A 26590-nucleotide genomic window follows, 5' to 3' on the forward strand; every position below is an offset into this window, starting at 1 on the left:
CATCTTTTATCTTCATTTAAGTAGTGATTATGCAGGCATTAGCAATTCAAGGTTTACAAAAAACGTACCCCGGTGGTGTTCAGGCGGTAAAAGGGTTTGATTTATCGGTAGAGCAGGGAGATTTTTTTGCACTTTTGGGACCTAACGGAGCGGGGAAGTCGACCACGATTGGCATCATTACTTCATTGGTGAATAAATCAGCCGGTAGCGTGAAAATTTTTGGTCACGATATCGATCACGACTTAGAAGCGGCTAAATCTTTTGTTGGACTAGTACCACAAGAATTTAATTTCAATCAGTTTGAAACAGTACTACAGATTGTGGTCAATCAAGCTGGTTATTATGGGGTTCCCCGAGCACTGGCGATGAAGCGTGCGCAAACTTATCTTTCTCAACTGGATTTGTGGGAAAAACGCGATGCACGTGCTCGCGAACTCTCTGGCGGGATGAAGCGACGCTTGATGATCGCACGGGCATTGATGCATGAGCCTAAACTTCTTATTTTAGATGAGCCGACCGCTGGGGTTGATATTGAGTTAAGACGTTCGATGTGGGCTTTTCTTCAGCGACTCAATGCTCAAGGCATTACGATCATTCTTACGACTCACTATTTGGAAGAGGCGGAAATGCTCTGCCGTAACATTGGTATCATCGATAAGGGGCAGTTGGTTGAAAACACTTCGATGAAGCAATTGTTGTCTAATTTAAACATCGAAACTTTTATTTTTGATATTGAAGATGGGATCGAAACGGTGGCATTAAATGGTTTCGCCACTCGAGTAACCGATGCTCATACGTTAGAAGTGGATGTTGAAAAACAACAGGGCCTGAATGCAGTGTTCCGTTTGCTTGATGAAGCAGGCATTGTGGTGAAAAGTATGCGCAATAAGGCGAACCGTTTGGAAGAATTGTTTGTCAACTTAGTCGCTGATGGGAGACAAGCATGAATTTAAGCTTATATTGGACTGCGCTGAGTAGTATTTTAACCAAAGAGGTCATTCGTTTTGGTCGAATTTGGGTGCAAACTCTAGTACCTCCAGCGATCACCATGAGTTTATATTTTGTTATTTTTGGTAACTTGATTGGTTCGAGAATCGGTGAAATGGGCGGCTATAGTTATATGCAGTTCATCGTGCCAGGTTTGATCATGATGTCGGTGATTACCAATTCCTATTCCAATGTGGCGTCGTCATTTTTTAGCTGTAAGTTTCAACGTAATATTGAGGAGTTATTGGTCGCGCCAGTACCAAATTATATTATTATTTTAGGTTTTGTGGGCGGTGGCGTGGTGCGAGGTTTATGTGTCGGCTTCCTTGTGACCATGGTCTCGCTGTTTTTTGTACCTTTGCACCTGCATAGTGTAGCGGCCATTATTTTCACAGTACTACTCACTTCCATTTTGTTTTCTTTAGGGGGGTTGATTAATGCCATCTATGCCAATAGCTTCGATGATATCAGTATTATTCCTACCTTTATTTTGACGCCACTGACTTACTTAGGTGGCGTCTTTTATTCAATTAGTTTGTTGCCAAGCTTTTGGCAGGGCTTATCACAAGTGAACCCTATTGTTTATATGGTGAATGCTTTCCGTTTCGGTTTTCTGGGTATTAGTGATGTTTCGCTAGTGCTATCGTATACGATGATATTAGCGTCGATTGCTATCTTGTATACATGGGCATTTATTTTAATTAAACGTGGTTATGGTTTGAGGTCATAATGGAGGGGAATTCTCGCAGTGTTAGCTCTAATCAACAAGGTATTCACGAGAATTTGCAAAAAGTGGTGCGACGCCACTTACAGCAGCCCTTCCAAAAGCCTTATCAACAGCACACCTTAGAAGCGTTCTTGAATTTAGAAAAGCAGCTTGCTACTGCAGACCGCCCACTGATATTGGATTCTTGTTGCGGTACCGGACTGAGTACGGCTGCGCTTGCTCAACTTCATCCAGAGGCCTTGGTTGTTGGCTTAGATAAGTCGGCTCACCGCTTAACCAAGCACCAAGCGCATTTTGACCAAGCCGGGCAAAATTATATTTTGCTACAAGTCGATTTAAACGATTTTTGGCGTTTGGCTTGTGAAGCTGGCTGGCAGCCAAGCCATCACTATTTGTTATATCCCAATCCTTGGCCAAAGTCGCGGCATCTGCAGCGGCGCTGGCATGGGAGCGCGGTGTTCCCCTACCTCCTAAAACTTGGCGGGCAGTTAGAGCTGCGTAGTAATTGGCAGACCTATTTAGATGAATTTCAAATGGCCTTACAATTAGCGGGTTACAGTAGTCAAATTCTCCCTTATCAAACCGAAACACCGATGACCGCTTTCGAGCGCAAATATCAAAATAGTGGGCAAGGCTTATGGCAGTTACGCAGCCAGTTATCGGCTTAATGTTTCGTCGTCTGGTTTGCTTCCAAATGGGCTATTCCTGCATCAAATAGCTGGTATAGCCCATCTAATACGGCGCTAGCCTGCTGAAAATAATCGGCAACATTGATGGTTGGTCGAGGTTTGTTAATGAGTTCTAGCTGAATGGTCTGAAGCAGTTTTTCTAGTAAAGGTTGATAACTGGGATCCTGTGGAATGAAACTATCGGCAAAGTGATTGAGAGAATGTGCATCTATTTGGGCAATCTTGTTGTGTAAAAATGCTAAGCGGATCCGCTCGACGCTGCTGCTTTGATTGGCAGCGGCCAAGCCTGAGCCAAGCGCTCTTGCTTGGCCGATAGATTCAGCGGTTTCTAATAGTTCAAACCAGAGAAAATCGATATTTTTATGCTGCTTACTGAGGTTGGCCAAGCTGTAAAAACCAGCTAAATCTTGGGCTAAAAACAGTAGGTTTTTAATCATTAGGCTATGTTGAGCGATATTATTTTCTAAATTGTTATTCTGCCAACTGTGTTGCAGGCTTTGCCAGTGTTGACTAAAGCTGTCCCAACGAGCTTGCTCGGCGATGAACTGATCTTCGCAGAGGGTGCTTTGATAGCGGCGAATTTGCTGTTGTTGTGTGGCAAGCTCAGCTTCTGCTTGAGTATTCCCTTTTAAGATCGCAGAGCTCAATCCACGGTGCTTTTGTAAAGCAACGAGCAGATTTTTGAGTTGTTTTAAAGTATTTAGCCCAGCATATTGCTGTTGGCTGTGTTGTTTGCCTAGCAGCCAGGAGAGGCTGAGCCCCAGAGCAATGATGCTTAAGACACTGATGGCGATAATCGCGCTGGTATTCATGTTACGCTCCTTGCTGACTTAACACGCTAAGGTGTTGTGCAATATCGGCGCTTTGTTCTGCGCTAGAGGTATTTTGCCGCGCGGAATCAGCCACTTGATTAATGTTTTTGGACAGTTCTATAGTGGCTGTATATTGTTGCTCACTATTGCTGGCGATGATGGCTATTTGTGTTTGTAATTGTTGATTCTTATCGAAAATGGCAAGTAACTGCTGGCGTGAATCATCAACGGTGTGCTGGATCTGCTGCGCCTGTTCGGCCAGTTCAGTGATAGATTCTAGTAATTCATCGATATTGGTTTTCACATCTTTCATACTACTGCTAATTTCATTCGCCGATTGGTAACTGCGCTTCGCTAATTTTCGAACCTCATCGGCGACAATGGTAAATCCTCGCCCATGTTCGCCAGCCCGCGCAGCTTCAATCGATGCATTTAAGGCAAGTAAATTAGTTTGCTCGGCTATCTCTTCGATGGTTTTAGAAATATGACTGACAGTATGTGATTGTTGATGAAGTTGAGTGACCTTATTGAGGCTAGTGGTGCCCTTGTGGACCATTTTTTCAGTGACTTTTTGAGCGCTTAGAGCCGCCTTTTGGCCGAGCTCTGAGTAGTGTTTTGCTTCAGTACTCGCGCTTGCCACGTTTTTTACCTGTTCAGCGACATCTTTGATACTTTGACTCATTTCAATCACTGCGCTTGCCGAGGCCTCACTCGCGGCGGCCTGTTGTAGTGCCCCGCGAGCGACCGACTGCGCTTGTTGAGAGAGCTCTTTGGAGCAGTGGCTAATTTCCGCAAGGGCGTCTTGGTGTTGGGCAACTTGGCGTTGCTGTTGTCTCATCAGATCTAATTGTTGATAACGGGTATTGTGAAAGAAGTATGCCGCAAAACCTTTACTGTGTTCCTCTACGGGGTGTTGTACATGGGCGGTCAGCAGTTTAAGTAAGTACAGGTTGGCGATGGCGAATACGATGTTAACGGATACCATACTAAGGCTGAGTTGCGAATGATATTGCAGTAATATCAGTAGACTCAAACTGATGACTAGTAGATGACTAAATAAAAATAAGTAGAAAATAGCCCTTGCTCTACGCATGTATAGTCCTTGCTGGGATGAACACTGATGCTGTTGTTTATCGGATAAAGCAAAGACCATTCCTTTTTGATGATTTTATTTTAAAGCGTGATTGAGAGAGTCTTGGCAAAGTCGTAGCATTTGCTGGTGGTGATAGCGTAGTTGCGGTAATTGCTGGCGCCGATTAAGTTTGTGCCAATGCAGCATAAGATCATTAAATTCTTCATAATACTGGTTATTTATCTTGGTATTTAATAACACCAAGGTTTCGTCTATTTGTTGTTTGGTGCTTGCGAGTGCCACACTGGGAAGTCGTGATTGAGCCAGTTGTTGTGCTTGCAGGCGCCAATGGCGTCGTAGATTCCGATCTAGCGACAGGATCAGCCGTTGGTATTTGGCCCGTTGTTGCTGTGCTACACCGCGACGAGCACGGATAATTGCAGGAATAGGAATGACTGCTACGACGAATAAACTCAATATCACAAACCATACACTCAGCACCGCTGCGCTCCTGTGCCAGAAACCGAACTAGAAGGATCTTAGCAAAAAGCAAACCATAATCTAGAATGAAGGCTTTCTCACCATATATATCGCTAGTTTTTTGAAAAATGTTAGTGAACTGTGTGGTTGTCGTGTCTTGGGTGTTAATTTGCTTGTTGAGCGCGGTGTTGCGGAGAGGCCACTCATAAAAAACGCACTAATTTAGTGCGTTTTTTTAAGGAATGCACAATCCTGAGCTTAGCTAAGTTGCACTGGAATCGCCTTACTGGTACGAACCACATCATTGTGCTGATTGAGGTATACCAATGAAGGTTTATGTTGCTGCACTTGTTTGGCATCAAGGCCTACGTAGGCACAAATAATGACGCGATCGCCGACGGCGGCTCGTCGGGCAGCGGCACCATTCACTGAAATGATTTTAGAGCCGCGTTCGCCTGCAATGGCGTATGTTGAAAAACGTTCACCATTCTCGATGTTATAGATATCTATTTTCTCGTATTCCAGTATGCCGGCTAAATCCAAAATGTCCTGATCGATGGCGCAGGAGCCTTCATAGTTCAGTTCTGCATGAGTTACACGAGCCTGATGTAACTTGCCTTTAAGCATGGTTGTTTGCATGGACTTCTCTCTATTAATTGACGATTTGTTTCAGCGCAATCACGCAATTATCGATGAGTCTAACTTCCCCGAGAAAGGCCGCTAGTAGAATAACAGCACGTTGTGAGTGAGGCGTTAAGGGAGCGAGTGTATCTGCGTCAACGATATCGATCCCGTCACAAATAAAACCATGTTGTTCAAGCTGTTGTTTGGCTTGAATGGATAGCGATTGCTGGTTGCCGTAGCTTAATTGCTCGGCTAATGTGTACATCTGTTTGGCCAGTTGTGGTGCCACTTGGCGTTGCTCTGGGCTTAGTCGAGAATTACGCGAACTCATCGCGAGTCCATCGGTTTCTCGTATCGTAGCCAGCCCTATAATCTGGATTGGCAACAGGAGGTCTTGTGTCATCTTACGGATCAAGGCTAATTGCTGAAAATCTTTCTCGCCAAAAATTGCCACTGAAGGCTGTACTAAGTTAAATAATTTACAAACGATGGTCGAAACACCATCAAAATGTCCAGGCCGCAAGGCCCCTTCTAAGATGGTGGATAAACCAGGGACTTGAACTTTGGTTTCTTCGGCTAAGCCGTTTGGATACAAGGTCTCAGGGCTTGGCACAAATGCTAAGTTTGCACCAGCTGCCGTTAAGGCTGTTAAGTCTTGCTCAAGGGTGCGCGGATAGTTTGCCAAATCATTGGGGTTGTTAAACTGTAGCGGATTCACGAAAATAGACACCACTACATAGTCACATTCGGTCTGCGCCCGTTTGACAAGTGCGATGTGACCCGCATGTAGGTTGCCCATCGTGGGGACAAAACCAATTCGTAATTGTTGGTGGCGAACATGATCTAATTGCGAGCGTAACTCGTCGGGTTGCTGAATGACTTTAATCATTTAGTTGAAGCTCTGCTCTGTGCCGGGAAATTCTCCGGAAGCCACTTGCTTGATGTAACGACTAACAGCACTGGCGATATCCCCCGTTTCGGCTAAAAAGTTTTTCGAAAATTTGGGAATATGCCCCTTGCTAACGCCAAAAGCATCGTGCATCACCAAAATTTGCCCATCAGTTACATTACCAGCACCGATACCGATGACAGGGATAGTTAATGCGGCGGTAATTTGCTGGGCTAAGGCCAATGGAACACACTCTAATACTAATAATTGTATACCAGCGGCTTCCAAGCGCTTGGCGTGGTCGAGCATTTGCTGTGCTTGTTGTTCACTTCGCCCCTGTACTTTATAACCACCAAATACATGCACCGATTGTGGCGTGAGACCGAGATGACCACAAACCGGTACCCCCCGCTCAACAAGGCCTGTGATGGTTTGGCTCAGCCATTCTCCGCCTTCTAACTTCACCATTTGAGCGCCTGCCTGCATTAACTTAGCGGCATTTTGGTAGCTTTGTTCGGGTGTGGCGTAAGACATGAAAGGAAGGTCGGCAACAATCATGCTGGTGTCACTCCCTCGAGCCACACATCGGGTATGATAGGCAATCTCATCAACAGTTACTGCAAGGGTATCTTGGTGGCCTTGTAGTACCATCCCTAGTGAATCACCTACGAGTAGCAGATGCATGCCAAGTTGGTCAAATAACGCGGCAAAGCTCGCATCATAGGCGGTGATACAGGAGAATTTCTGGTTATTCTGTTTAAATTGTTGTAATTGAGAAACCGTTATTCTGCTCATAATAGGTTACCGTTTACACCAAGATAGGCATAAATTTGTTAGTGAATTTTTTGTTTACGCCCATTCGAGTGGACGTTTATAAACTTGTAAGCCGTTAGTATCGATAGATTCTGCTAATTTTAGTAGCTGACTCCCGTCAGGTAAGCATAAATCTACGGCTATTTCAGCAAGTGGTAATAATACAAACTCTCGCTGCTTCATGCCATAGTGCGGTACGGTTAGTCGGGGACTATCGATGATTTGATTGGCGTAGAGCAATAAATCGAGATCTAAGGTGCGTGGTCCCCAACGTTGATTTTTGCGAACTCGACCTTGTTGTTGCTCGATGGATTGAGTGAGATCGAGTAGCTGAAGCGGTTGTAAGGAAGTGTCTAAACTGAATACTGCGTTTAAATAATCGGGCTGGTCCTGTGGTCCCATCGGGCGACTGCGATACAAGGATGAACTAGCCACTAATTTCAGTTGTGGATGAGCAGCCAGTGCGCGTCTAGCTGCTATTGCCTGATGAAGTGGATCGACTAGATTACTGCCTAGGGCAAGATAACAACGAGCCATGGTTAATCGTCAGTTTTTTTCGGCTTACGGGGGCGACGACGGCTCTTGGTGCGGGCAGACGTTTTATTGAGTTCTCGCACCATGGTATTGCGACCTTGCTCATTACTGCGCTGCCATTGTTGCCACCATTGACTAAGCTCCAATAATTTGGGTTCTTGAGTGGCCTTGGCGCGTAATTCTAAGAAGTCAAAGGCGGCTCTAAAACGAGGATGACCAAAGGTTTGGAAGGCGCGCTTGCCGAAGCGACGATCAAGTCTTGCTTGTAGCTGCCAAATTTCGCGAATACCAGTGGTAAAACGTTTAGGTATTGCGACGCTCTTGCATTGTTGTTCTAGTAACCAGTTCATCGCCATGGCAGAGGCATCATGCTCGCCAAGTGATAGTTCGATTAATAACTCGTCTTTCTTAATTTCCAATAAAGGCCACAGTAAAGCAGCGAAAACGAAGGCTGGCGTGACTTTTTGCTCGCCATTTACCCGTTTATCGGTGCTGGCTAGCGCCATAAGCATGAAGCGTAGTTCTGGTGATTCTTCATCCCATTGCTGTAATAAGGGTTTGAGTAAGGGGAATAATGGGTAAAGAAGTTGGGTTTCGGCCAACATCTTAAAGGTATCTCTTCCTTCACCGCTTAAAAATAACTTGAGGCATTCTTCAAACAAGCGGGCGGAAGGGATCTCTTTTAGTAGATGCCCATGTTGAGCAATAGGGGCTAAGCTCTCTGGCGCAATACTAAAATCGAGCTTAACGGCAAAACGTACCGCGCGGAGCATCCGCACCGGATCTTCTCGATAACGCGTTTCCGGCTCGCCGATCAGTTGTAAGCGTCGTTCGGCAATATCGGTAATTCCGCCAGCAAAGTCGACCACTGAAAAATCGGCGATATTGTAATATAAGGCGTTCACCGTGAAATCTCTGCGCTCGGCATCTTCTTCAACGCTACCGTAAACGTTATCTCTTAGCAGCATGCCTTCTTCACTGCGTTTCGATTCGTTGTTTGCAGCATCGCTATCGTGATGGCCTCGGAAGGTGGCAACCTCGATAATATCGCGCCCAAATAAAATGTGTGCTAAACGGAAACGGCGACCCACTAAGCGGCAATTACGGAATAAGGCTTTGATCTGTTCTGGTGTCGCATTGGTTGCAATGTCGAAGTCTTTAGGTTGTTTGCCGAGCAGTAAATCCCTTACGCCGCCACCTACTAAATAGGCTTTATAACCAGACTTATGTAAACGGTATAATACCTTGAGTGCATTTTCACTAATATCCTGACGGGAAATATTGTGTTCGGCACGCGGGATCACTTGTTGCACCAGTTTGGCCGGCTCGGCACTATTGGTTTGCATGATCCGTTTATATACTTTGGCGAGTTTGCGTAAAATGGGTGCCCCCTTGAGCGCGCATTATCTACATGGTGAAAATAAGGCGCTAATATAGCTTTTTTACACAAAAATACAACCAATTCACGGTTCTAGCATGTCGATCTTTGTCTATCCAGCCGGTCACTCTTTGCTGCTTCTTTATACAAAACAGTACGATGGCTTGGCGTGAGGCAAAGCAAATAAGCTCGCTGTTGGGACTAAATAAGTGATAGGAGCTATCTGTAAGCGCCGATGACAAAGCTTAGAGTCAGTTGATTGATGCGGGTTGGTATTATTCAATGCCTTAACGACTGAGCTTTTAATTCTTAGGCTAAAGGGAAGGTCTATCGGTGTAGGGCTTGGTGAGCGTTAATGGCTGTTCTTGTATCCACTTGAAGCCAAGTTGACTTCGAAATCCTAAGCGACTTTAGCGGAGCGCTGTTTTAGGGATTGTTTTTAGCTGCCAATTGATGACTGCCTCGGTCAATATTTGTTCACAACTGAGTTCAATCCAACCCGTTTCAACCGTTTGTCCTAGAAAGCCTAGCGCATGCAGCAACAGTTGTTGCGCTTGCTTGCCCGAAATTGAAGGCGCGTGATTCTGTTTACTCAGCTTATGGCCTTGTGCGTCATAAATCAGGGGAAGGTGGAGATAACGTGGCGCTGGCTGTTTTAGTAATTTAAAAATGCTCAGTTGGCGTCCGGTGGTGAAGATCAGATCAGCACCGCGTACCACCTCGGTAATACCTTGTTGGTAGTCATCCAAACTTACCGCAAGATTATAGGCGTACAAACCATCACGTCGCTGAATGATGAAGTCTTCTTCGGCTAAGGCTTGCGTAATCGAGACCTTGCCATACAGACCGTCTTGAAATTGATAAATGGGGTGGTCAGTCATCAAGCGAGTTGCTAAATCACCTTGCTTGGGTTGTTTATGGCGACAGTGGCCTAAATAGTAACCGCCATCGGCTTTAATTTGTTTGCGAGAGCACTGGCAAAAATAAGCTTTGTGGTCTTGTAAGCATTGGTCGATGAATTGTTGATAGCTGTCTAAGCGTTGGCTTTGGTAGCATACAGTTTGGTCCCAGTAGAGCGAAAACTGTTCTAGTTGTCTTAAGATCAGGCTGCTGGCACCGGGCTGCTCTCGGGGCGGATCAATATCTTCGATACGGACTAGCCATTGGCCATTGTGGCTTCGGGCCTGTAAATAACTGCCAAGGGCGGCAACCAGCGAGCCTAAATGCAAGGGGCCTGAAGGGGAGGGTGCAAAGCGGCCTACGTAGGGCTTAGTGTCCATAGTTAAGTGATGGCTAATAAGTTTAGGCAGAACGAAACTGAGCTCATCTCTGCCTAAACTTGAATAAACTAGCCTACCAGCTGCTTCTCTTTGATCTCAGCTAGGGTTTTACAATCGATACACAGATCGGCTGTGGGTCTTGCTTCTAAACGACGGATCCCGATTTCGACACCACAGGCATCACAAAAACCGAAGTCTTCATCAATCTTGAGCAAGGTCTTCTCGATTTTCTTGATCAGTTTGCGTTCGCGATCGCGAGTTCGAAGTTCAAGGCTGAACTCTTCCTCTTGAGCCGCTCGGTCAACTGGATCAGGGAAATTAGCCGCTTCGTCTTTCATGTGGGTAACCGTGCGATCGACTTCTTCACGAAGTTGATTACGCCACGCTTCAAGTATGATTCGGAAGTGGTCAATCTGAGCATCGTTCATGTACTCTTCGCCAGGCTGAGCTTGATAAGGTTCAACCCCTGCGATAGAGAGCACACCTAGTGTTTTCTTTTTGCCTTCAGGCATACTTCTCTCCCAAATTCCGTACGACTTTATTCGTTTAATAGTCGAGGATGTAAATTTAGGCGGGTATCTATATCAGAAAGGATTAGTTACCGCAAATAAAATGAAACGAATTTGCTATTGCCACCTAAGCTCAGTGAAACATTTTGGACTGTTTGTCGATTTATTAACCGCTCCTATATTTGTCAGGGAGAATGACTCACTGTTGATCAATTCAGCAGTGGTGCCGCTAAGGATCAAGTTGGTCCGTAAGGAATGGTCTGGCTTGAGTTTACTTAGCTTCGTGTTACCAATATGTGAATATAAGTATACACGTATATTGCAATATGCGGGTGATTTAATAGCTTGCTAATGGGTGTTGTAAAAGACAGGCCTGAGGGCTGAGACTAGCCTTGTAGGCTAGAATTTCCACGCCTTGTTGTTTTGCTTGTTCGAGCAAAGCTGCATATTGAGGATCGATGTGAGCGGCAGCCTGTACATTGTTAATACCGCTGTGGAGTACCGCAAACAATAGTACCGCACGATGTCCCTGTTGTTTCATCGCCATTAACTCTCGCAAATGTTTTTGCCCCCGATGGCTAACCGCATCGGGAAAGTAGCCTTTTCCTTGTTGTAATAAAGTGCAAGACTTGACTTCGAGATAGCATAGTGGCTTTTCAGGAGCGCTCAGTAAAAAATCGACGCGACTGTTCTCGCTTCCATATTTCACTTCGCGTTGGATATTGGGGTAAGCCTTCAGTTCGTCAATCTGCTGATTGTTTATTGCTTCTTCGACTAAGTGGTTGGCTTGAGCGGTATTCACGCAGATGATGTCGTTATTGGCTGTTTGGCAGAGTTCCCAAGTGAGGGCGTATTTGCGTTTGAGGTTACTCGATTGGCTATACCATACGGTGCTACCTGGCTCGGCACAGCCAGTCATTGCCCCCGTGTTGGCACAATAAATCGTGGTTTCGCTGCCGTCGGCGAGTCTTACATCGGCTAGAAAGCGCTTATATCGTTTGAGTAGGATCGCGGCTTGTAAAGGTGGCTTAAATTGCATGGGGCTGACTGTCGGTAAATGATTCGAGATGATTTGATGCTAGCATTTTCACGGCTGGCTTGCGTAGTGGTATCTTCGTTGTTCGTTACTTGGGTCGATCGCGCGAATTGGTTAAACTAAGCAGGTTTTATAATGATTTAAGTTTAGGAGCTGCTTTGAGTGCGTTACCGGTAGCACAGATTTTCCCTGCCTTGTTAGAGCAGTTCAGTTTACGGCAAAACTTTATTGTGTGTGCTCCGCCAGGAGCGGGCAAGTCGACAGCTCTGCCCTTGATGTTGCTGCAACAAGCCGCTTTCAAGGGGAAAATTATTATGCTGGAACCCCGTCGTTTAGCGGCTCGCAACATCGCCCAATACTTGGCGAGCCAATTAGGTGAAGCGCTTGGTCAGCGGGTTGGTTATCAAATGCGCGGCGATAACCGCCAGTCAGCGAATACCCAGTTATTGGTGGTGACCGAAGGGGTATTAACTCGTTTGATCCAAAGCGATCCTGAATTGAGCGGAGTCGGGTTGCTTATCTTCGATGAATTTCATGAGCGTAGTCTCCACGCCGATTTAGGTTTAGCGCTCAGTTTGGAGGTGCAGCAAGCTTTTAATCCCGAATTAAAGTTGATGTTAATGTCGGCCACTTTAGAAAGTGAGCATTTACAGCAAATCCTTCCCGATGCCTTATTACTTGAGAGTGAAGGGCGTAGCTTTCCTATTACTTACAGTTATCATCCGATAGCACGCGATTGGCAATGGAGCGAACGTGTGGCGCAACGCTGTATGCTGGCGGTATCAGAGCAGGTGGGGAATCTGTTGGTATTTTTGCCTGGTAGCGGCGAAATTCGTCAGGTGGCTCAATATTTGTCTGCTGAGCTGCCCGCTGAGCTAGAGCTGCACTGCCTATATGGCCAGTTGTCCTTGGCTGAGCAGCAAGCGGCAATCCAGCCACCCGCGCAAGGGAAGCGCAAATTGGTACTCGCGACCAATATTGCTGAAACGAGTTTAACCATCGATGGGATTAGCTGCGTGATTGACTGTGGATTCGAGCGGCAGGCGAGTTATCATGCAAGCAGTGGAACCAGCCGCCTGCAAACCAAGATGATCTGCAAGGCTTCGGCTATCCAACGTGCGGGGAGGGCTGGACGCTTACAAGCGGGCCACTGTTATCGCTTATATAGTGAAGAACAGTTAAATCATCGTCCCTTTGCCAATAGCCCAGAAATTTGTCGCAGTGAATTGAGTCGTTTGCAGATCGAATTGCTGCAATGGGGGGCTAATGCGGCAGAGTTAACTTGGCTGGATGCGCCGCCTGCGGCCCACTTAGCTCAGGCTGAGCAGCTGTTGATTGAGTTGGGACTGATGACCTCACAAGGGCGGCTAAGCCCAACGGCCGAGCGACTTGGCCGAGCGGGAATTGGACCGCGTATGTTTGCTCTTATTGAACAAGCTCAGCGCTGGCAGCAACAGTTTTCGCAAGCCGGCTTGGTATGGCGAGCTTGCCAATTGGTTGCCTTGTTAGAATTGAACTTACCCATTAAAGCCGATGAACCGAATCAAGCCATCCTTAACTTACAAGGCGCCGCGAAGCAACAATATAAACAGCAGCTTGGCCAGCTCGCTCAGCGTTTTAAGGTTACGGTTGCCGACCCCATCGATGCCAAATGGGATGGTTTACTATTGGCCCAAGCTTTTCCTGATCGGATCGCCTTAAAGCGGCAAGGAACGGCGTATACTTGTAGCGCGGGGTTTGGTTTAGAATTGGATGAGCAACACCCCTTGCTGAAACAGCAAGCGTTGGTGGTGGTTGATTTATATTGGCCAGAAGGACGTACTCAAGCGCGGCTGGCGCTAGCTTGTCCACTTGATTTAGCTGAGCTTGAAAGGCGGCAAGCCGAGCGTTTTAGTACTCAGTTGTATTGCAGTTGGTCTGATTCGGCGAAACGAATTGTTGCGGAGCAACGTAAACAACTGGGGGCACTGGTATTACATCGACAGCCTTCAACTCGCTTTGAGCCTAGGCAAATTAGCCAAGCCTGGTTGCAACAAATACATAGTAAGGGTTTTGCCTGGTTACCGATTGGTGAACGAGCCCAAGCATGGTTACAGCGGGTATGTTGTGCTCAGCAGTGGTTTAGTGAATTGGCTTGGCCCGATTACAGTGAGCAGGCCTTGCTCGCCGAGGTTGAACAGTGGCTATTGCTGGATCTACAAGCGTGCCGTAGTTGGCAGCAACTTAAAAACCTTGATTGGTTAGCGTTACTTAAATCGCGACTCACTTGGCAGCAGCAACAGCAGCTGGAACAATATGCGCCGATCCACTATTTAGCGCCTTCGGGAAATCGAGCGACCATTCGATATCAGTTGGGGCAAGCGCCGATGGTGTCGATTAAACTGCAAGAGATGTTCGGCCAACCGCAGTCGCCACGGCTGGGGAATAAAATCGCTTTGACACTGGAGCTATTATCCCCTGGCGGGAAAGCATTACAGCGAACCCAAGATTTAGCCAGTTTTTGGCAATCAGCTTATATAGAAGTAAAAAAAGAAATGAAAGGGCGTTATCCTAAGCACCCATGGCCCGATGATCCGGTTCTGGCACAAGCCACCCATAAAACCAAACGTCAATTAAAGCAGTAAGGCAGTATGAGTCCAAAAGTGTCCCTTTCTACCCCAAAAAAAGCGAGTGCGAAGAAGCCGGCTGCTAAGAAAAAAGCGGCCAATAGTCGAACAAAGCCTAAATCAAGGGCACGCAGCAAGGCGAAACCATCTCGTAGTCAAAAGATTTCTTTAAAAAAACGTTTGTTTTCTTTGAGCTGGAAACTTGCTTTAGTGTCGACCCTATTGATTGCTGCTTGGGGGGTATTGTTAGATGGTAAAATTCAGCAACGGTTTAGCGGTGACAAATGGCAGTTACCAGCAGCTGTATATGGTCGAGAGTTACAGCTTTATCCCGGTTTACGTTTAAGTCGTAAAGAGTTGCAAGATGAGCTGGCCTTGCTGAATTACCGTAAGGTGAAGCGGGCCAAACATGGCGGTGAGTACGCCGTGTCTAAAACTAAAATAGAAGTGGTGCGTCGGCAGTTTGATTTTGCCGATGGTGTCGAGCCAGAGTTACCGATGTTACTTACCTTTGGTCCATCTCGTTTGGCCAAAATTCAACATCGTGATAGCGGAGAAGAGATCGCACAAACACGTCTCGATCCAGTGCTGCTAGAACGTTTAAATGTGACCGAGCAAGAAGATCGCTTATTTGTGCCGCTGGCTGAGATCCCCGATAATCTGAAACAAGCACTGATCCTCACCGAAGATCGGCACTTTTATCAGCATGATGGGGTTTCCATGATGGCCATCGCGCGAGCCATGTTGGTTAACCTGCGAGCGGGTCGCACGGTACAAGGCGGCAGCACCATCACTCAGCAACTAGCCAAAAATTTCTTTCTCACTCGCGAACGAACGCTTTGGCGAAAAATACAGGAAGCGTATATGGCCTTGCTGATTGATTTTCGTTATAGCAAGGATGAAATCCTTGAGAGTTACTTAAACGAAGTTTATCTGGGGCAAAATGGCAGTAATGCGGTACACGGTGTTGGTTTAGCCAGCTATTTCTACTTTGGCCAGCCGGTGAGTGATTTGTCGGTGGAACAAGTTGCGTTATTAGTGGCAATCGTGAAGGGGCCTTCTTATTACGATCCTTGGCGTCATACGCAACGCGCCACTGAGCGCCGTGACTTGGTGCTACGTATTCTTGCCGAAGCAGGAACTTTAACTGCTAAGCATTACAAACAAGCGGTACAGCAGCCTCTTGGCTTGAGTAAACGCGGTAGTATGGGTTACCAAAAAACCCCTGGCTTTGTCTCTTTGGTTCGTCGCGAGCTACAGCAACATGCAAGTAATTGGCGCAATTATAATGGGGTGAAGGTGTTTACTACGCTCGATCCTTTATCGCAACGGCATGCTCAGAGTGCCGCGCAAGCAGTACTTAATCAACTCGATAAGAGCCACAAAAAACAATTACAAACTGCGATGGTGATTAGTGAGCGACAAACCGGAGCAATTCGAGCGCTAATTGGCAGTCGGGAGCCTAATGACCATGGTTTTAATCGGGCTTTAGATGCGCGTCGGCAAATTGGCTCATTGGTCAAACCCTTCGTTTATTTAACCGCTTTAGAGCAAGGCCATCAATTGGGAGAATTATTGGAAAATAGCCCCTTATCGGTACGCCTAGATGATGGCTCAACTTGGCAACCAAATAACTACGATAAGCAGTTTAGTGAGCCGGTGATGTTAGTTCGTGCTTTAGCCGAGTCGCTGAATGTGCCGACAGTGCGTTTAGGTTTAGAGCTTGGTGTGAATTCGGTATTACAAACTTTGCAACAAGCGGGTTTAGAGACCAAAGCAAAACCTTACCCGGCCTTACTGCTGGGAAGCCTCAGTTTGTCACCTTACCAGTTGGCGCAACTTTATCAAACGCTAGGCGGTGATGGTGAGTATCGTCCGTTGTACGCGGTACATCAAGTGAATGACGGCCAAGGTCATGTTTTATATAAAGCGGATAGTGAGCCACAGCGCCGTTGGTCGGAAATGGCCAACTATCAGATTTTATATGCAATGAGTCAAGTGACTCGCAGTGGGACTGCTCGTTCACTAAAATGGCGGATCCCTAAGGTAGATTTGGCGGGTAAAACTGGTACCACCAATGATTTACGTGATAGCTGGTATGTGGGGATCGACCAACGAGAAATTGTGACTGTGTGGGTTGGGCGCGATGATAATAAACCGGCTGCTGTTACTGGGTCATCGGCGGCACTGCCAGTTTATGCTGCCTATTTAAAAACCTCTTATCCGCAATCGTTACGAGCCATGCAACCCGATCAATTGAGTTGGGTGCATTTTGCAAGCCGCGATGGGCGACCTACAATTGCGGGTTGCGGCGAATCAGTCTTGTTACCCGCACCAAGCAGTCAAGCCGAGTTGGCGAAAGGCTGTATCCAGCAGACGGCGAGCAAGGCAAAAACGTGGCTGCAAAGCCTCTTTAACTAATCTAAAGGACCGATCATGCTACAAGCAATTCAAGCGCAAGTGATGTTGCAGCTTCAAGACGATATGAATACTAAAGTTAATCCAGATTGGTTGCAGGCGCGCTCACCATTTTTACGCGCAGTTGTGATTGAAGGGGCAGAAGCCATTGAGCACCATGGTTGGAAATGGTGGAAGAAACAGCACTGTGATTTAGAACAACTGCAAATGGAGCTGGTAGATATATGGCATTTTGTGTTGTCAGAGCGACTACTGCAGTTTGCGGGAAAGCATTCTTTGGCTGAGGATTCCATTTTTGCGAATATCGCTGAAACAAGCCTTGAGTTTGATGGCCAAAGTTACGTCTTCACTGAGCTTGATTTACTCGAAAAGTTAGAGCTGTTGATCGGCTTAGCGGCAGCTAAACGCACCAGTATCGGGCTGTTTTCTGCCTTGCTCCTTGATTGTAAAATGGATTGGCAATCCTTGTATCAACAGTATGTGAGTAAAAATGTACTTAATTTTTTCCGACAAGATAACGGTTATAAACAAGGCACTTACCGTAAAGTATGGGATGGGCGCGAAGATAACGAGCATCTGGTTGAATTGATGACTCAACTGGATGCAACGGCGGCAACTTTCCAGCAAGATTTGTATCATGCCCTCCAACAACGTTATGGCCGCTCTAAGTAGAGATATGTTCCATTTTGGCGCATGTTTTGCGCCTAGTTAGCGCAGTTTATTGAGCTGTGTAGATACCTTTGCAATTTTTATTTATATCATGCTAGGAAAATCGCAAAAAAAGAGTATATTCTGCTGTGTATTGACTTTGTTGTTGATTGAATTAGATATTTTTGTGAAATTTGGTTTTTGCCACGCCTTGGCCTTGTTATTGCAACAATTTATTTGTGGGTTTAGGCAGAGCGCCGAATACCAAATATTTTGTTAAGTTGTAGAGGTAAATAACATGGCTTTTTCTAGTTTTAGAGGTGCTTCAGGTGCCAGTTTTTGTCCAAGTAAATCAGCTGACGAACAAGCGCAGACGCCGACTAAGCCCAAAGTTAACTAATTGCAACATCACTCCTTTACCTCATGTGTAGCGAGAGTGAAGTATTTACTTTGAGTTCATGGTGATTTTGAACGGTTAATGACATTCGCTTAAACGAGTGTTGATTTTGCTACGCTATTGTTGCGTTGCAAGAGACGATTCCGCTTGCTTATTGGTTCACCGTCGCTGGTGGTTGCGCTTCATCTTGCGCTGATCGTTGGTGGATTGAAAAATATTCAATCGTAAAACTAGTGTTGCGCAGAGCCTTGCAAGAGTTTGTTTACTGCATCTGCAAGGCTGGGTGATGAGCGATTAAAGCTTAGGTATAACTGGTGCGATAACCGGGACGATAACGGTCGTTAAATGCCGATTGCTCCAAGAGCGCTTCGGGCAGTCGATGGCTGGCGAAGGCGGGCTTAGACTGTGATACTGGCGCTTGGCGACTTGCAGCAGGGCTAGCCTGAAATAAGTTTAATAATTCCTGTTCACGGATAGCTTCAAACATAACGAACTCCTATTGAATGTTCGCGCCATGCTGGCGCTTTAGCTGAATTTTTAGTCCGCCCGCAAGTTGGCGAGTAAATCGGCGGCAAAGCTAAGTTAGCAAATAGACATCCAGACGTCCATGCATTAAAGCTTATATCTCATAAAAATCTGTTATTACATTGCAGGCTGAAAGAGATAAGATAAGCCGAACAGATGGATAAGGTGAGTACTACTGGCATGTTAAAACTGTTGTACCTGATCATTGGCTGGATATCAGTACTATTGGGTACCCTCGGCATTTTCCTTCCTTTATTACCGACCACGCCTTTCATGCTGTTGGCTGCGGTTTTGTTTTCTAAAAGCTCGCCCCGTTTTGAGCGTTGGCTGCAACAGCACCGGGTCTTTGGTCCCTTGATTGAGGATTGGCACCAATATGGCGTGGTTAGCTTGCGAGCGAAGTGCAGTGCGACCATCATGGTGCTTATTTCCGCTGCTTTGATGTTGTGGTTTCAGGTGCCTTGGATAGGTCGTATGGTGGCCGCTGCTTGTTTATGCTCGGTGATGATTTTTTTATGGACTCGGCCTTCCAGGCGAGATCCTTCCGATTAACATCAAGTTCTATTCTGCTGCTTGTGCGATCAGTGCAGCAGTATTGACCGCCGCAATTTTTACTCCGAAGCTTGTGATGTTAGGCAAGGTGCAATTGTGATGTAGGCGAATGGTCTCAGCGCTCGCATGAGGTTTGTCATGGGTGGTATGGGCATCGGCAACCAGTTCGACAGAATATCCCAAACTTGCCGCGCGGCGAATGGTGGTATCCACACAAAACTCGGAGGCATAACCGCAGACGATGAGGTGTTCAACTTGTAGGCTTTTAAGCAAGTCCCCAAGGTCAGTATTGAGGAAGCTATCGGGCGTGGTTTTTCGAATAAAATAGTCGTTGGTTTGGGTCTTTAGGCCCGCTTGTAGTTGCCAGCCATCACTGGCAAATTCGATCGCTGAGTTTGCTTGTTCGTGCTGAATATAAATCACTGGCTGATGCTTCGAGCGCGTCCATCGGCTGAGAACATTTATTCTTTCAATGACTTCATTTATTTCAAATGGTCTGGGTTCGGGATCAAACAAAACGCTTTGTACGTCAATGATTAATAGAGCGGATTTCATATCTTTCCTGCTTTTAATGTTTCATCAGCCATATTGCTTGAGTGTGAGCAATATGACTGATGATGGCTTGCTTAATTGAGTTGAGCGAAACAGCGCTCGGCCGCTGCAATGGTGGCATCGATATCCGCTTCAGTATGCGCATAAGAGGTAAATGAGGCTTCAAATGCTGAAGGTGCTAAATAGATCCCTTCGGCTAGCATTAGATGGAAAAACTGCTTGAAACGTTCGGTGTCACAGGCACAGGCCTGAGCAAAGTTGGTTACTTTTGGTTCTTCGGTAAAGAAGAAACCGAGCATCGCGCCAACTTGGTTGATGCTCAGTGGAATGTTTTGCCGCTCGGCTGCGTCTTTTAGGCCCTTGGCTAAACGTTCGGTTATCGCATGAAGATGTTGGTGGACCACTGGATCACGTAGTGCACTTAAAGAAGCTAAACCTGCTGCCATCGCGATGGGGTTTCCAGAGAGGGTGCCTGCTTGGTAGACCGGACCAACAGGTGCTAAGTATTCCATGATTTCTTTTTTACCACCGAAGGCGCCCACAGGCATGCCGCCGCCAATGACTTTTCCTAAGCAGCTGAGATCAGGCGTGACGCCGTAGTGTGCTTGTGCACCGCCTAAGGCGACCCGAAAGCCAGTCATTACTTCGTCAATAATGAAGACACTTTGATATTTATCACAAATGGCGCGTAGCCCTTGTAAGAAGCCGTCGACAGGTGGAATGCAGTTCATGTTGCCAGCAACGGGTTCGACGATGATACAGGCAATTTGCTCTGGGTAAGCGACAAATAAGGCTTCAACCGAGGCTAAGTCGTTGTAGGTGGCGGTGAGTGTATGTTGGGCAAAATCGGCAGGGATCCCTGGAGAGCTGGGTTGGCCTAATGTAAGGGCACCTGAGCCAGCTTTGACTAAAAGTGAGTCGGCGTGGCCGTGGTAGCAACCTTCAAATTTGAGGATCTTGTCGCGTCCAGTATAACCGCGAGCGAGACGAATGGCACTCATGGTTGCTTCGGTTCCCGAATTGACCATGCGCACTTGATCCATCGAAGGCACCAGTTCACATACTAAGTTCGCCATCTCAATTTCACTGGCAGTGGGCGCGCCAAAGCTTAGGCCTTTGGCTGCGGCATCAACCACGGCTTGGTGAATTTTAGGATGGTTATGACCAAGGATCATCGGTCCCCATGAGCCCACATAGTCAATATAGCTATTGCCATCGACATCAAAAATACGGGCTCCGTCAGCTCGTTCAATAAATAATGGGGTGCCGCCAACGCCATTAAATGCTCTTACGGGTGAGTTTACGCCGCCAGGAATAGTTTGTTGAGCTTGGGTAAATAGTTGTTCTGAAAGAGACATGAAGTAATCCTTTAAAATCGTCAACGAGGGCTGAAAAGCACCGAATGGCGCTCACTATAACAAACAATGTAGGAGGGAAAAATCTCTGGTTTGTTGCAAGGCTTAATTATCGGTAAACTAGCGGTTTTTATTGTTCAGTGAGTTTTTCGTGCTTAAGCCTAAGTTGGTTGTGGTTAGTTTGGTTGGTGTATTAGCACTTACCTGTGTTTATGGTGTGTCGGTGGTGGTGGAGCAAAAGGACCAACTCAGTGCGCAGTTACAACAGCAGTTGAGTGTAGCTTTAGATAGCCAAGCAATATTACAACAACGCCTAGCACTCTTGAGTTTAGAGCAAGATACTAGCCTTGCAGAAATTGCGTCGTTAAAACAAAGTCTAAGTGAACGCAACGCCGAAAATTCCGACTTAAACCAAGAGCTGATGGTTTACCGAAAAATTATGGCACCCGAGCAACAAGCTGGTGGCTTGAAAATTGAGCAGCTGCATATCGAACCCACATTAAGTCCTGGTTACTTTCGAGTGCAGTTGTTATTAATGCAGGTGTCGCGTAATAAGCGTTGGTTAAGTGGTGAGGTGGAGTTGGTGGTGGTGGGTAGTCAAGATCAGTTGCCGAACCAATATAGCTTAGCTGATTTACAAACCACGCCCGATCCCTTAAGTTTTAAGTTTCGTTATTTTCAGGAACTAAATACCGAGATTAAACTGCCAGTAGGCTTTTTAGCCGAGCGAGTTGAGTTAAAGGCTAAACTGAAGGGCGATCGTTGGAATAAGGCGGCGGAAATATTATACCAAGAAAACTGGCCATCTTTGGGTAATACTTGAATAAATTACTCGGGTATTGGATAATCTGGCTTAGCTTATATATTTAAGGAATACACCGTGTCAGAACAAGCTGTAACTGAACAGGTCGCGTTTCCAATTCAATTTACCGATGCCGCGGCATTGCGTGTCAAAGAGTTGGTCGCGGAAGAAGAGAATCCTGCCTTGATGCTACGCGTTTATGTTACCGGCGGCGGTTGCTCGGGCTTTTCCTATGGCTTTACCTTCGATGAAAAAGTCAACGAAGGGGATACCTTAGTGGAGAAACAAGGGGTCTCTATGGTTGTCGACTCGATGAGTTTACAATACTTAGTGGGTGGCGTTGTCGATTTTACATCGGGTTTAGAAGGTTCTCGTTTCTTAGTCAATAATCCGAATGCCAGCGCAACTTGCGGCTGTGGTTCTTCATTTAGCATTTAAGTTCGCTAGAAATAATTTAACCGATTGCTTATTTTTTGATTAAGCCACCTTTAGGTGGCTTTTTTGTTTTACAAGCCAAGCCAAGGCTTGTATTGATTTTGTCAGCTCTGTGCATCAAATAATGCCCTAGTCAATACTTACTTGTATACTTTGAGCCTATTTAGACCAAAGACAGGGAGTATTTGATTGTGTCTACAGGCGTAAAGGGTTTTTTGGCCGCTCGTCCTTATTGGCTTTCTATTGTGATTGTTGGCATCGTTGCGCTATGGATGTTTTCTGGTCAAGTCTCTAATTGGGAGCAGGGCAACGACAATCCGCAGCCTCCCATTGAACAAACGACACATCAACTGACTCGAGTCTTGGTTAAAACCTTTCAAGCTCAGCGCATCGAGCGGAACTTGTTGCTATATGGACAAACTGAAGCTAGTCGTCAGAGTACTATTTCTGCAGAGATCTCGGGTCGACTGCTTGAGTTTTTAGTGGATGAGGGCCGACCAGTGAAACAAGGACAAGCCTTGGCTCGGCTCGATATTCAAGATCGCCGTTCTCAGTTATTGCGCGCTGAAGCCTTATTAGAACAGCGCCGGATTGAATACGAGGGTGTCAAAGCTTTAAGTAAAAAGGGCTTTCAAGGGAAAGCGCGAGTCGCCGAAGCGAAGGCTTCTCTGGTTGATGCCCAATCGATGGTGAAAACCCTCACCTTAGCCATCGACAATACTCTATTGCTGGCACCTTATGATGGAATTTTTGATGAAAATATAGTTGAGCAAGGTGCCTATTTGTCGATTGGCGATCCTATTCTTCGCTTAGCCGATACCCAACAACTTCGTGTGCGCACCGATGTGTCCGAGCGCGATATCGGGTTGTTGCAGCTTGGTCAAAGGGCGCATGTGAGCTTGGTTACCGGCGAACAGGTAGAAGGGCTTATCGATTTCATCGCCAGTATTTCTAATCCCAATACCCATACTTTTAAAGTTGAGGTATTAATTGATAATCAGCAGCATCTTTTAAAGGCTGGGGTGAGTGCGAGTGTGCGTTTTCCTTTGCTTGAAGTGGAGGCGATAAAGGTGAGTCCAGCGGTGTTAGCGCTAGATGATGAGGGCAACCTTGGGGTGAAAACGGTGCGCGACTCAGTGGTGCAGTTTGTTCCTGCTCAGCTAGTTCGCTCAGATCCTGATGGTGCTTGGCTATCGGGTTTTAGCGGTGATAATGAGGTGATAGTACTGGGCCAAGGGTTTGTGAGTGCAGGAGATAAAGTAGAAGCGGTCTCTCAGCTTGAGTCGTTGGCGCAACCGGAGGCAAACTAATGCATCGCTTTATCGAGGCCATACTGTCACGCACTCGTACGGTGATCTGCTTGTTGGTATTTTTATTTATTAGTGGCACCGTCACTTATATCAACATTCCTAAAGAGTCGGATCCCGACGTTGAGATCCCGGTTATTTATGTTTCTATCCCGCATGACGGCATTTCACCTGAAGATGCCGAGCGCTTATTACTGCGGCCTATGGAGCAAGCTTTACAGGGTTTAGAAGGTATCAAAGAAATGACCGCAGTTGCCAGTGAAGGCTTCGCTTCGGTCGTTTTAGAGTTTGTGGTTGGGGTTGATATTGACCAAGCTTTAGCCGATGTGCGGGCGAAAGTCGACGAAGCCAAACCGAACCTGCCCGATGGGGGGGAAGAGCCTGAAGTTCATCAAGTTACGCTTGCGACCGAACAGCCAGCGGTCACTGTATTGTTATCGGGAGACTTGCCACAACGAGCCTTGTTAAGCATTGCTCGTGACTTGCAAGATCGAATGGAAGCGATGAAACAGGTGCTGGAAGTGAACATTGGTGGCGACCGCGAAGATTTTTTGGAAGTAATCGTCGATCCTTTGCTGATGGAGTCCTATGGCTTGGATCAGGCCGATATCGGTTCCTTGGTGAGTCGGAATAATCGTTTAGTGACCGCTGGGACTTTAGATACGGGAAGTGGCCGTTTTGCAGTGAAAGTTCCCTCGGTGTTCGAAACTGTGAAGGATTTGATCGATTTACCAATTAAGGTGGATGGCGATCGCATCGTAACTTTTGGCGATGTTGCCAGCGCTCGGCGTACTTTTAAGGATGCGAGCAGCTATGCACGCGTCAATGGAAAACCAACCATCTCCTTGGAGGTTAGTAAACGTCCCGGTGAAAACTTGATCGAAACCATCGAGCAAGTGAAAACCCTGATTGCCGAAGAGCGCAAGCTATGGCCTGATTCGGTGGTGGTGGACTATGCTGGCGATCAATCAAAAGATATTCGGACCATGTTGTCGGACCTGCAAAATAATATTTTATCGGCAGTATTGTTGGTGGTGGTGGTGATTATCGCGGTGATGGGTTTGCGTTCGGCACTGCTGGTGGGGATTGCTATTCCGGGGTCTTTTTTGGCTGGGATCTTGGTTCTGTCGCTGGGTGGGCTCACCATTAATATGGTGGTGCTGTTTTCACTGATTATGGCGGTAGGGATGCTGGTGGATGGTGCCATTGTGGTTACCGAGTTTGCCGATCGGCAAATGAGTGAAGGGGTTCCTCGTCATCAAGCTTATTCTTTAGCATCCCAACGCATGGCTTGGCCGATCATTGCTTCCACTGCAACCACTCTTGCGGCGTTTGCCCCCTTGCTGGCTTGGCCAGGAATTATGGGACAGTTTATGGGGTATTTGCCGCTGACCTTGATTGCGACACTGAGTGCATCATTGGTGATGGCATTAATTTTTGTGCCTTCTTTAGGCAACATCTTTGGTCGCCCACGTAGCTTGAGTCACCAACAACAGCAAGCATTGATTAATGCAGACCTAGGGAAATGGCAGCAACTCACAGGCATGACTGGCTGGTATTTACGTATATTAAACAAGGCGGTAAGTGCTCCTTGGCGGGTTTTATTATTGAGTATTGTAATTGCTGGGGTGGTGCTCTTTACTTATGTGCGAGCCGGTAAAGGTTTAGAGTTTTTTCCCAAGGTTGAACCCGTGGGCTTTAATATTATTGTTCGCTCTTATGGTGATTTCTCGATCGATGAAAAGCTGGAAATCATGAAAAAAGTCGAGCGTCGGATCATCGATATTGAAGATTACGATACACTCTACAATAAGGTTGGTGGCGATCAACTGGGTAATATCCGGGTGAACCTAAAAGATTGGGATCAACGTCGGCCAGCGGAGGAGGTGATTGCCGATATGCAGGCTCGCCTAGCCCCCTTGGCGGGTTTAGAAATTGAATTTCCTCAAGACAAGGCGGGTCCACCCGCAGGCAAGGATATTCAGTTGGAATTGAGTTCGCGTTTTCCAGAACGTTTAGCCCCCATGGCGAAAAAGATCCGTGCACTGATTGATAATAATCCACATCTGGTGAACGCCGAAGATTCTAGCACCAAGCCAGGTATTGAATGGCAGCTGAAGGTGGATCGCGCTAAGGCCGCACGGTTTGGCGCCGATGTGACACTACTGGGCAATACCGTTCAGTTTGTGACCAATGGTTTGAACATTGGTGAATACCGCCCCGATGATGTCGATGATGAACTGGAGATAAGAGTACGTTTCCCTGAAGAAAATCGCAGCATTAGTCGTTTAAGTGAGTTGCGGGTAAAAACCGCCTATGGTCTTGTTCCGATGACCAATTTTGTGTCTTTGGAAGCGAAGCCCAAGCAAGACGTGATCAATAAGGTCGATGGCCGACAAGTACTTACCGTGGGCGCGGATATGGCGGAAGGGCAGAACTTAAGTTTAGAATTGCCTAAATTACGAAAGCAATTGAAGCAATTGCAGCTCGATCCCTTGGTCGATATCCGAGTGCGGGGTCAGAATGAAGATCAACAAGAAAGCATGGAGTTTTTAGAGAAAGCTTTTGTGGTCGCCTTATTTGTAATGGCGCTGATTTTGATTACTCAGTTCAATAGTTTTTATCAGGCATTTTTGATCCTCTCAGCGGTGTTATTTTCAACCGTGGGAGTATTACTTGGCTTGTTAATCGCAGGGCAAGCCTTTGGCGTTATCATGAGTGGCTTAGGGGTGATTACCCTTGCCGGAATTGTGGTAAACAATAATATCGTATTGATTGATACCTATAACGTGTTGCGTGCCCAGGGGCTGCCTGTGCAGGAGTCGATTATGCGAACGGGTGCTCAACGTTTACGGCCAGTGATGTTAACAACTATCACCACGATCTTGGGTTTAATGCCGATGGTGTTGCAGCTGAACATCGATCTGTTTGAGCGAAGCATTCAATTTGGTGCGCCGTCATCACAATGGTGGTCTCAGTTGGCCACTGCGGTGGCTGGAGGCTTAACTTTTGCGACCTTATTAACTTTGATCCTCACTCCATGTTTGTTGATGTTGGGACAAGTTGTGCCGCGGCAGTTGCGGGCTTTGACTGGCCGAGTTAAGCCTGTTAAGGCTGAAGTTCGCTAAGTTGTGCGGCCTAAAGTATCTTGTTAGTTCCAGAG

At 46.6% G+C, this 26590-nt stretch carries 25 protein-coding genes; 11 read left to right on the plus strand and 14 right to left on the minus strand.

Annotation, left to right across the window (positions count from 1 at the left end; all coding sequences use genetic code 11):
- Positions 1-29: 29 nt before the first annotated feature.
- Genes ACRRSX_RS03590 through trmB form a run of 3 tightly spaced genes read left to right on the plus strand, consistent with a single transcriptional unit; the run spans position 30 to position 2382 of the window.
- A complete protein-coding gene (locus ACRRSX_RS03590) occupies positions 30-947 on the plus strand; it encodes an ABC transporter ATP-binding protein (RefSeq protein ID WP_432454587.1) in 918 nt (305 codons plus the stop codon).
- On the plus strand, positions 944-1717 hold the full coding sequence (locus tag ACRRSX_RS03595; RefSeq protein ID WP_432454586.1) for an ABC transporter permease: 774 nt from the start codon (positions 944-946) through the stop codon (positions 1715-1717). The genes ACRRSX_RS03590 and ACRRSX_RS03595 overlap by 4 nt, the downstream gene beginning before the upstream one ends.
- The gene (gene trmB / locus ACRRSX_RS03600) at positions 1714-2382 is read left to right on the plus strand and encodes a tRNA (guanine(46)-N(7))-methyltransferase TrmB (protein ID WP_432456104.1); all 669 of its coding nucleotides are present in this window, start codon (positions 1714-1716) and stop codon (positions 2380-2382) included. Before ACRRSX_RS03595 ends, trmB begins: the two co-directional genes overlap by 4 nt.
- Here the strand turns inward: trmB and ACRRSX_RS03605 are convergent.
- The 11 genes from ACRRSX_RS03605 to sfsA all read right to left on the minus strand — a co-directional run bounded on the left by ACRRSX_RS03605 (position 2379) and on the right by sfsA (position 11833).
- Positions 2379-3215 (minus strand): nitrate- and nitrite sensing domain-containing protein, encoded by an 837-nt coding sequence (locus tag ACRRSX_RS03605; protein WP_432454585.1) that lies wholly within the window; start codon positions 3213-3215, stop codon positions 2379-2381. The genes trmB and ACRRSX_RS03605 overlap by 4 nt on opposite strands.
- A gap of 1 nt (position 3216) precedes the next feature.
- The gene (locus tag ACRRSX_RS03610) at positions 3217-4308 is read right to left on the minus strand and encodes a methyl-accepting chemotaxis protein (RefSeq protein ID WP_432454584.1); all 1092 of its coding nucleotides are present in this window, start codon (positions 4306-4308) and stop codon (positions 3217-3219) included.
- A gap of 75 nt (positions 4309-4383) precedes the next feature.
- The gene (locus tag ACRRSX_RS03615; protein ID WP_432454583.1) at positions 4384-4788 is read right to left on the minus strand and encodes a hypothetical protein; all 405 of its coding nucleotides are present in this window, start codon (positions 4786-4788) and stop codon (positions 4384-4386) included.
- A gap of 237 nt (positions 4789-5025) precedes the next feature.
- Positions 5026-5406, minus strand: a complete 381-nt coding sequence (gene panD / locus ACRRSX_RS03620) for an aspartate 1-decarboxylase (RefSeq protein WP_432454582.1) — start codon at positions 5404-5406, stop codon at positions 5026-5028.
- Positions 5407-5419: 13 nt separating this feature from the next.
- On the minus strand, positions 5420-6280 hold the full coding sequence (panC, locus tag ACRRSX_RS03625; RefSeq protein ID WP_432454581.1) for a pantoate--beta-alanine ligase: 861 nt from the start codon (positions 6278-6280) through the stop codon (positions 5420-5422).
- Positions 6281-7075, minus strand: a complete 795-nt coding sequence (panB, locus tag ACRRSX_RS03630; RefSeq protein ID WP_432454580.1) for a 3-methyl-2-oxobutanoate hydroxymethyltransferase — start codon at positions 7073-7075, stop codon at positions 6281-6283.
- Positions 7076-7129: 54 nt separating this feature from the next.
- Positions 7130-7630 (minus strand): 2-amino-4-hydroxy-6-hydroxymethyldihydropteridine diphosphokinase, encoded by a 501-nt coding sequence (gene folK, locus ACRRSX_RS03635; RefSeq protein WP_432454579.1) that lies wholly within the window; start codon positions 7628-7630, stop codon positions 7130-7132.
- A 2-nt stretch (positions 7631-7632) separates the two neighbouring features.
- Positions 7633-8973, minus strand: coding sequence for a polynucleotide adenylyltransferase PcnB (gene pcnB, locus ACRRSX_RS03640; RefSeq protein ID WP_432454578.1), 1341 nt, complete (start codon positions 8971-8973; stop codon positions 7633-7635).
- A 442-nt stretch (positions 8974-9415) separates the two neighbouring features.
- On the minus strand, positions 9416-10285 hold the full coding sequence (gene gluQRS, locus ACRRSX_RS03645; RefSeq protein WP_432454577.1) for a tRNA glutamyl-Q(34) synthetase GluQRS: 870 nt from the start codon (positions 10283-10285) through the stop codon (positions 9416-9418).
- 68 nt (positions 10286-10353) lie between these two features.
- Positions 10354-10797 carry an RNA polymerase-binding protein DksA gene (dksA, locus tag ACRRSX_RS03650; RefSeq protein ID WP_432454576.1) on the minus strand — a complete coding sequence of 148 codons (444 nt, stop codon included), beginning with the start codon at positions 10795-10797 and terminating at the stop codon, positions 10354-10356.
- A gap of 334 nt (positions 10798-11131) precedes the next feature.
- A complete protein-coding gene (gene sfsA, locus ACRRSX_RS03655; RefSeq protein ID WP_432454575.1) occupies positions 11132-11833 on the minus strand; it encodes a DNA/RNA nuclease SfsA in 702 nt (233 codons plus the stop codon).
- Positions 11834-11988: 155 nt separating this feature from the next.
- Between sfsA and hrpB the strand changes: the two genes are divergently transcribed.
- Genes hrpB through ACRRSX_RS03670 form a run of 3 tightly spaced genes read left to right on the plus strand, consistent with a single transcriptional unit; the run spans position 11989 to position 17526 of the window.
- Positions 11989-14454 carry an ATP-dependent helicase HrpB gene (gene hrpB / locus ACRRSX_RS03660; RefSeq protein ID WP_432454574.1) on the plus strand — a complete coding sequence of 822 codons (2466 nt, stop codon included), beginning with the start codon at positions 11989-11991 and terminating at the stop codon, positions 14452-14454.
- Positions 14455-14460: 6 nt separating this feature from the next.
- Positions 14461-16857: a penicillin-binding protein 1B gene (gene mrcB, locus ACRRSX_RS03665; protein ID WP_432454573.1), complete on the plus strand. Its 2397-nt coding sequence runs from the start codon at positions 14461-14463 to the stop codon at positions 16855-16857.
- A gap of 15 nt (positions 16858-16872) precedes the next feature.
- Positions 16873-17526, plus strand: a complete 654-nt coding sequence (locus ACRRSX_RS03670; RefSeq protein ID WP_432454572.1) for a dUTP diphosphatase — start codon at positions 16873-16875, stop codon at positions 17524-17526.
- A gap of 674 nt (positions 17527-18200) precedes the next feature.
- Here ACRRSX_RS03670 and ACRRSX_RS03675 read toward each other — a convergent pair.
- Positions 18201-18386 (minus strand): hypothetical protein, encoded by a 186-nt coding sequence (locus tag ACRRSX_RS03675; RefSeq protein WP_432454571.1) that lies wholly within the window; start codon positions 18384-18386, stop codon positions 18201-18203.
- A gap of 218 nt (positions 18387-18604) precedes the next feature.
- On the opposite strand from ACRRSX_RS03675, the gene ACRRSX_RS03680 reads away from it, so the two are divergent.
- Entirely contained in the window at positions 18605-18976 is a 372-nt protein-coding gene (locus ACRRSX_RS03680; RefSeq protein ID WP_432454570.1) for a YbaN family protein, read from the plus strand.
- A gap of 9 nt (positions 18977-18985) precedes the next feature.
- Here ACRRSX_RS03680 and ACRRSX_RS03685 read toward each other — a convergent pair whose 3' ends face one another.
- Positions 18986-19531 carry a cysteine hydrolase family protein gene (locus tag ACRRSX_RS03685; protein ID WP_432454569.1) on the minus strand — a complete coding sequence of 182 codons (546 nt, stop codon included), beginning with the start codon at positions 19529-19531 and terminating at the stop codon, positions 18986-18988.
- Positions 19532-19602: 71 nt separating this feature from the next.
- Positions 19603-20886, minus strand: a complete 1284-nt coding sequence (gene hemL, locus ACRRSX_RS03690; protein WP_432454568.1) for a glutamate-1-semialdehyde 2,1-aminomutase — start codon at positions 20884-20886, stop codon at positions 19603-19605.
- Between the two features lie 148 nt (positions 20887-21034).
- Between hemL and ACRRSX_RS03695 the strand changes: the two genes are divergently transcribed.
- The 4 genes from ACRRSX_RS03695 (at position 21035) to ACRRSX_RS03710 (ending at position 26555) form a co-directional block, all read left to right on the plus strand.
- Positions 21035-21706: a DUF6776 family protein gene (locus ACRRSX_RS03695; protein WP_432454567.1), complete on the plus strand. Its 672-nt coding sequence runs from the start codon at positions 21035-21037 to the stop codon at positions 21704-21706.
- A 57-nt stretch (positions 21707-21763) separates the two neighbouring features.
- Positions 21764-22123 carry an iron-sulfur cluster insertion protein ErpA gene (gene erpA / locus ACRRSX_RS03700; protein WP_432454566.1) on the plus strand — a complete coding sequence of 120 codons (360 nt, stop codon included), beginning with the start codon at positions 21764-21766 and terminating at the stop codon, positions 22121-22123.
- A gap of 188 nt (positions 22124-22311) precedes the next feature.
- Positions 22312-23430: an efflux RND transporter periplasmic adaptor subunit gene (locus ACRRSX_RS03705; RefSeq protein WP_432454565.1), complete on the plus strand. Its 1119-nt coding sequence runs from the start codon at positions 22312-22314 to the stop codon at positions 23428-23430.
- Complete coding sequence (locus ACRRSX_RS03710) at positions 23430-26555, plus strand: efflux RND transporter permease subunit (RefSeq protein WP_432454564.1); 3126 nt, start codon at positions 23430-23432, stop codon at positions 26553-26555. The genes ACRRSX_RS03705 and ACRRSX_RS03710 overlap by 1 nt, the downstream gene beginning before the upstream one ends.
- The last annotated feature ends 35 nt before the right edge of the window (positions 26556-26590 follow it).

The sequence above is a fragment of the Agarivorans sp. QJM3NY_30 genome (assembly GCF_050870855.2).
GTDB lineage: Bacteria > Pseudomonadota > Gammaproteobacteria > Enterobacterales > Celerinatantimonadaceae > Agarivorans.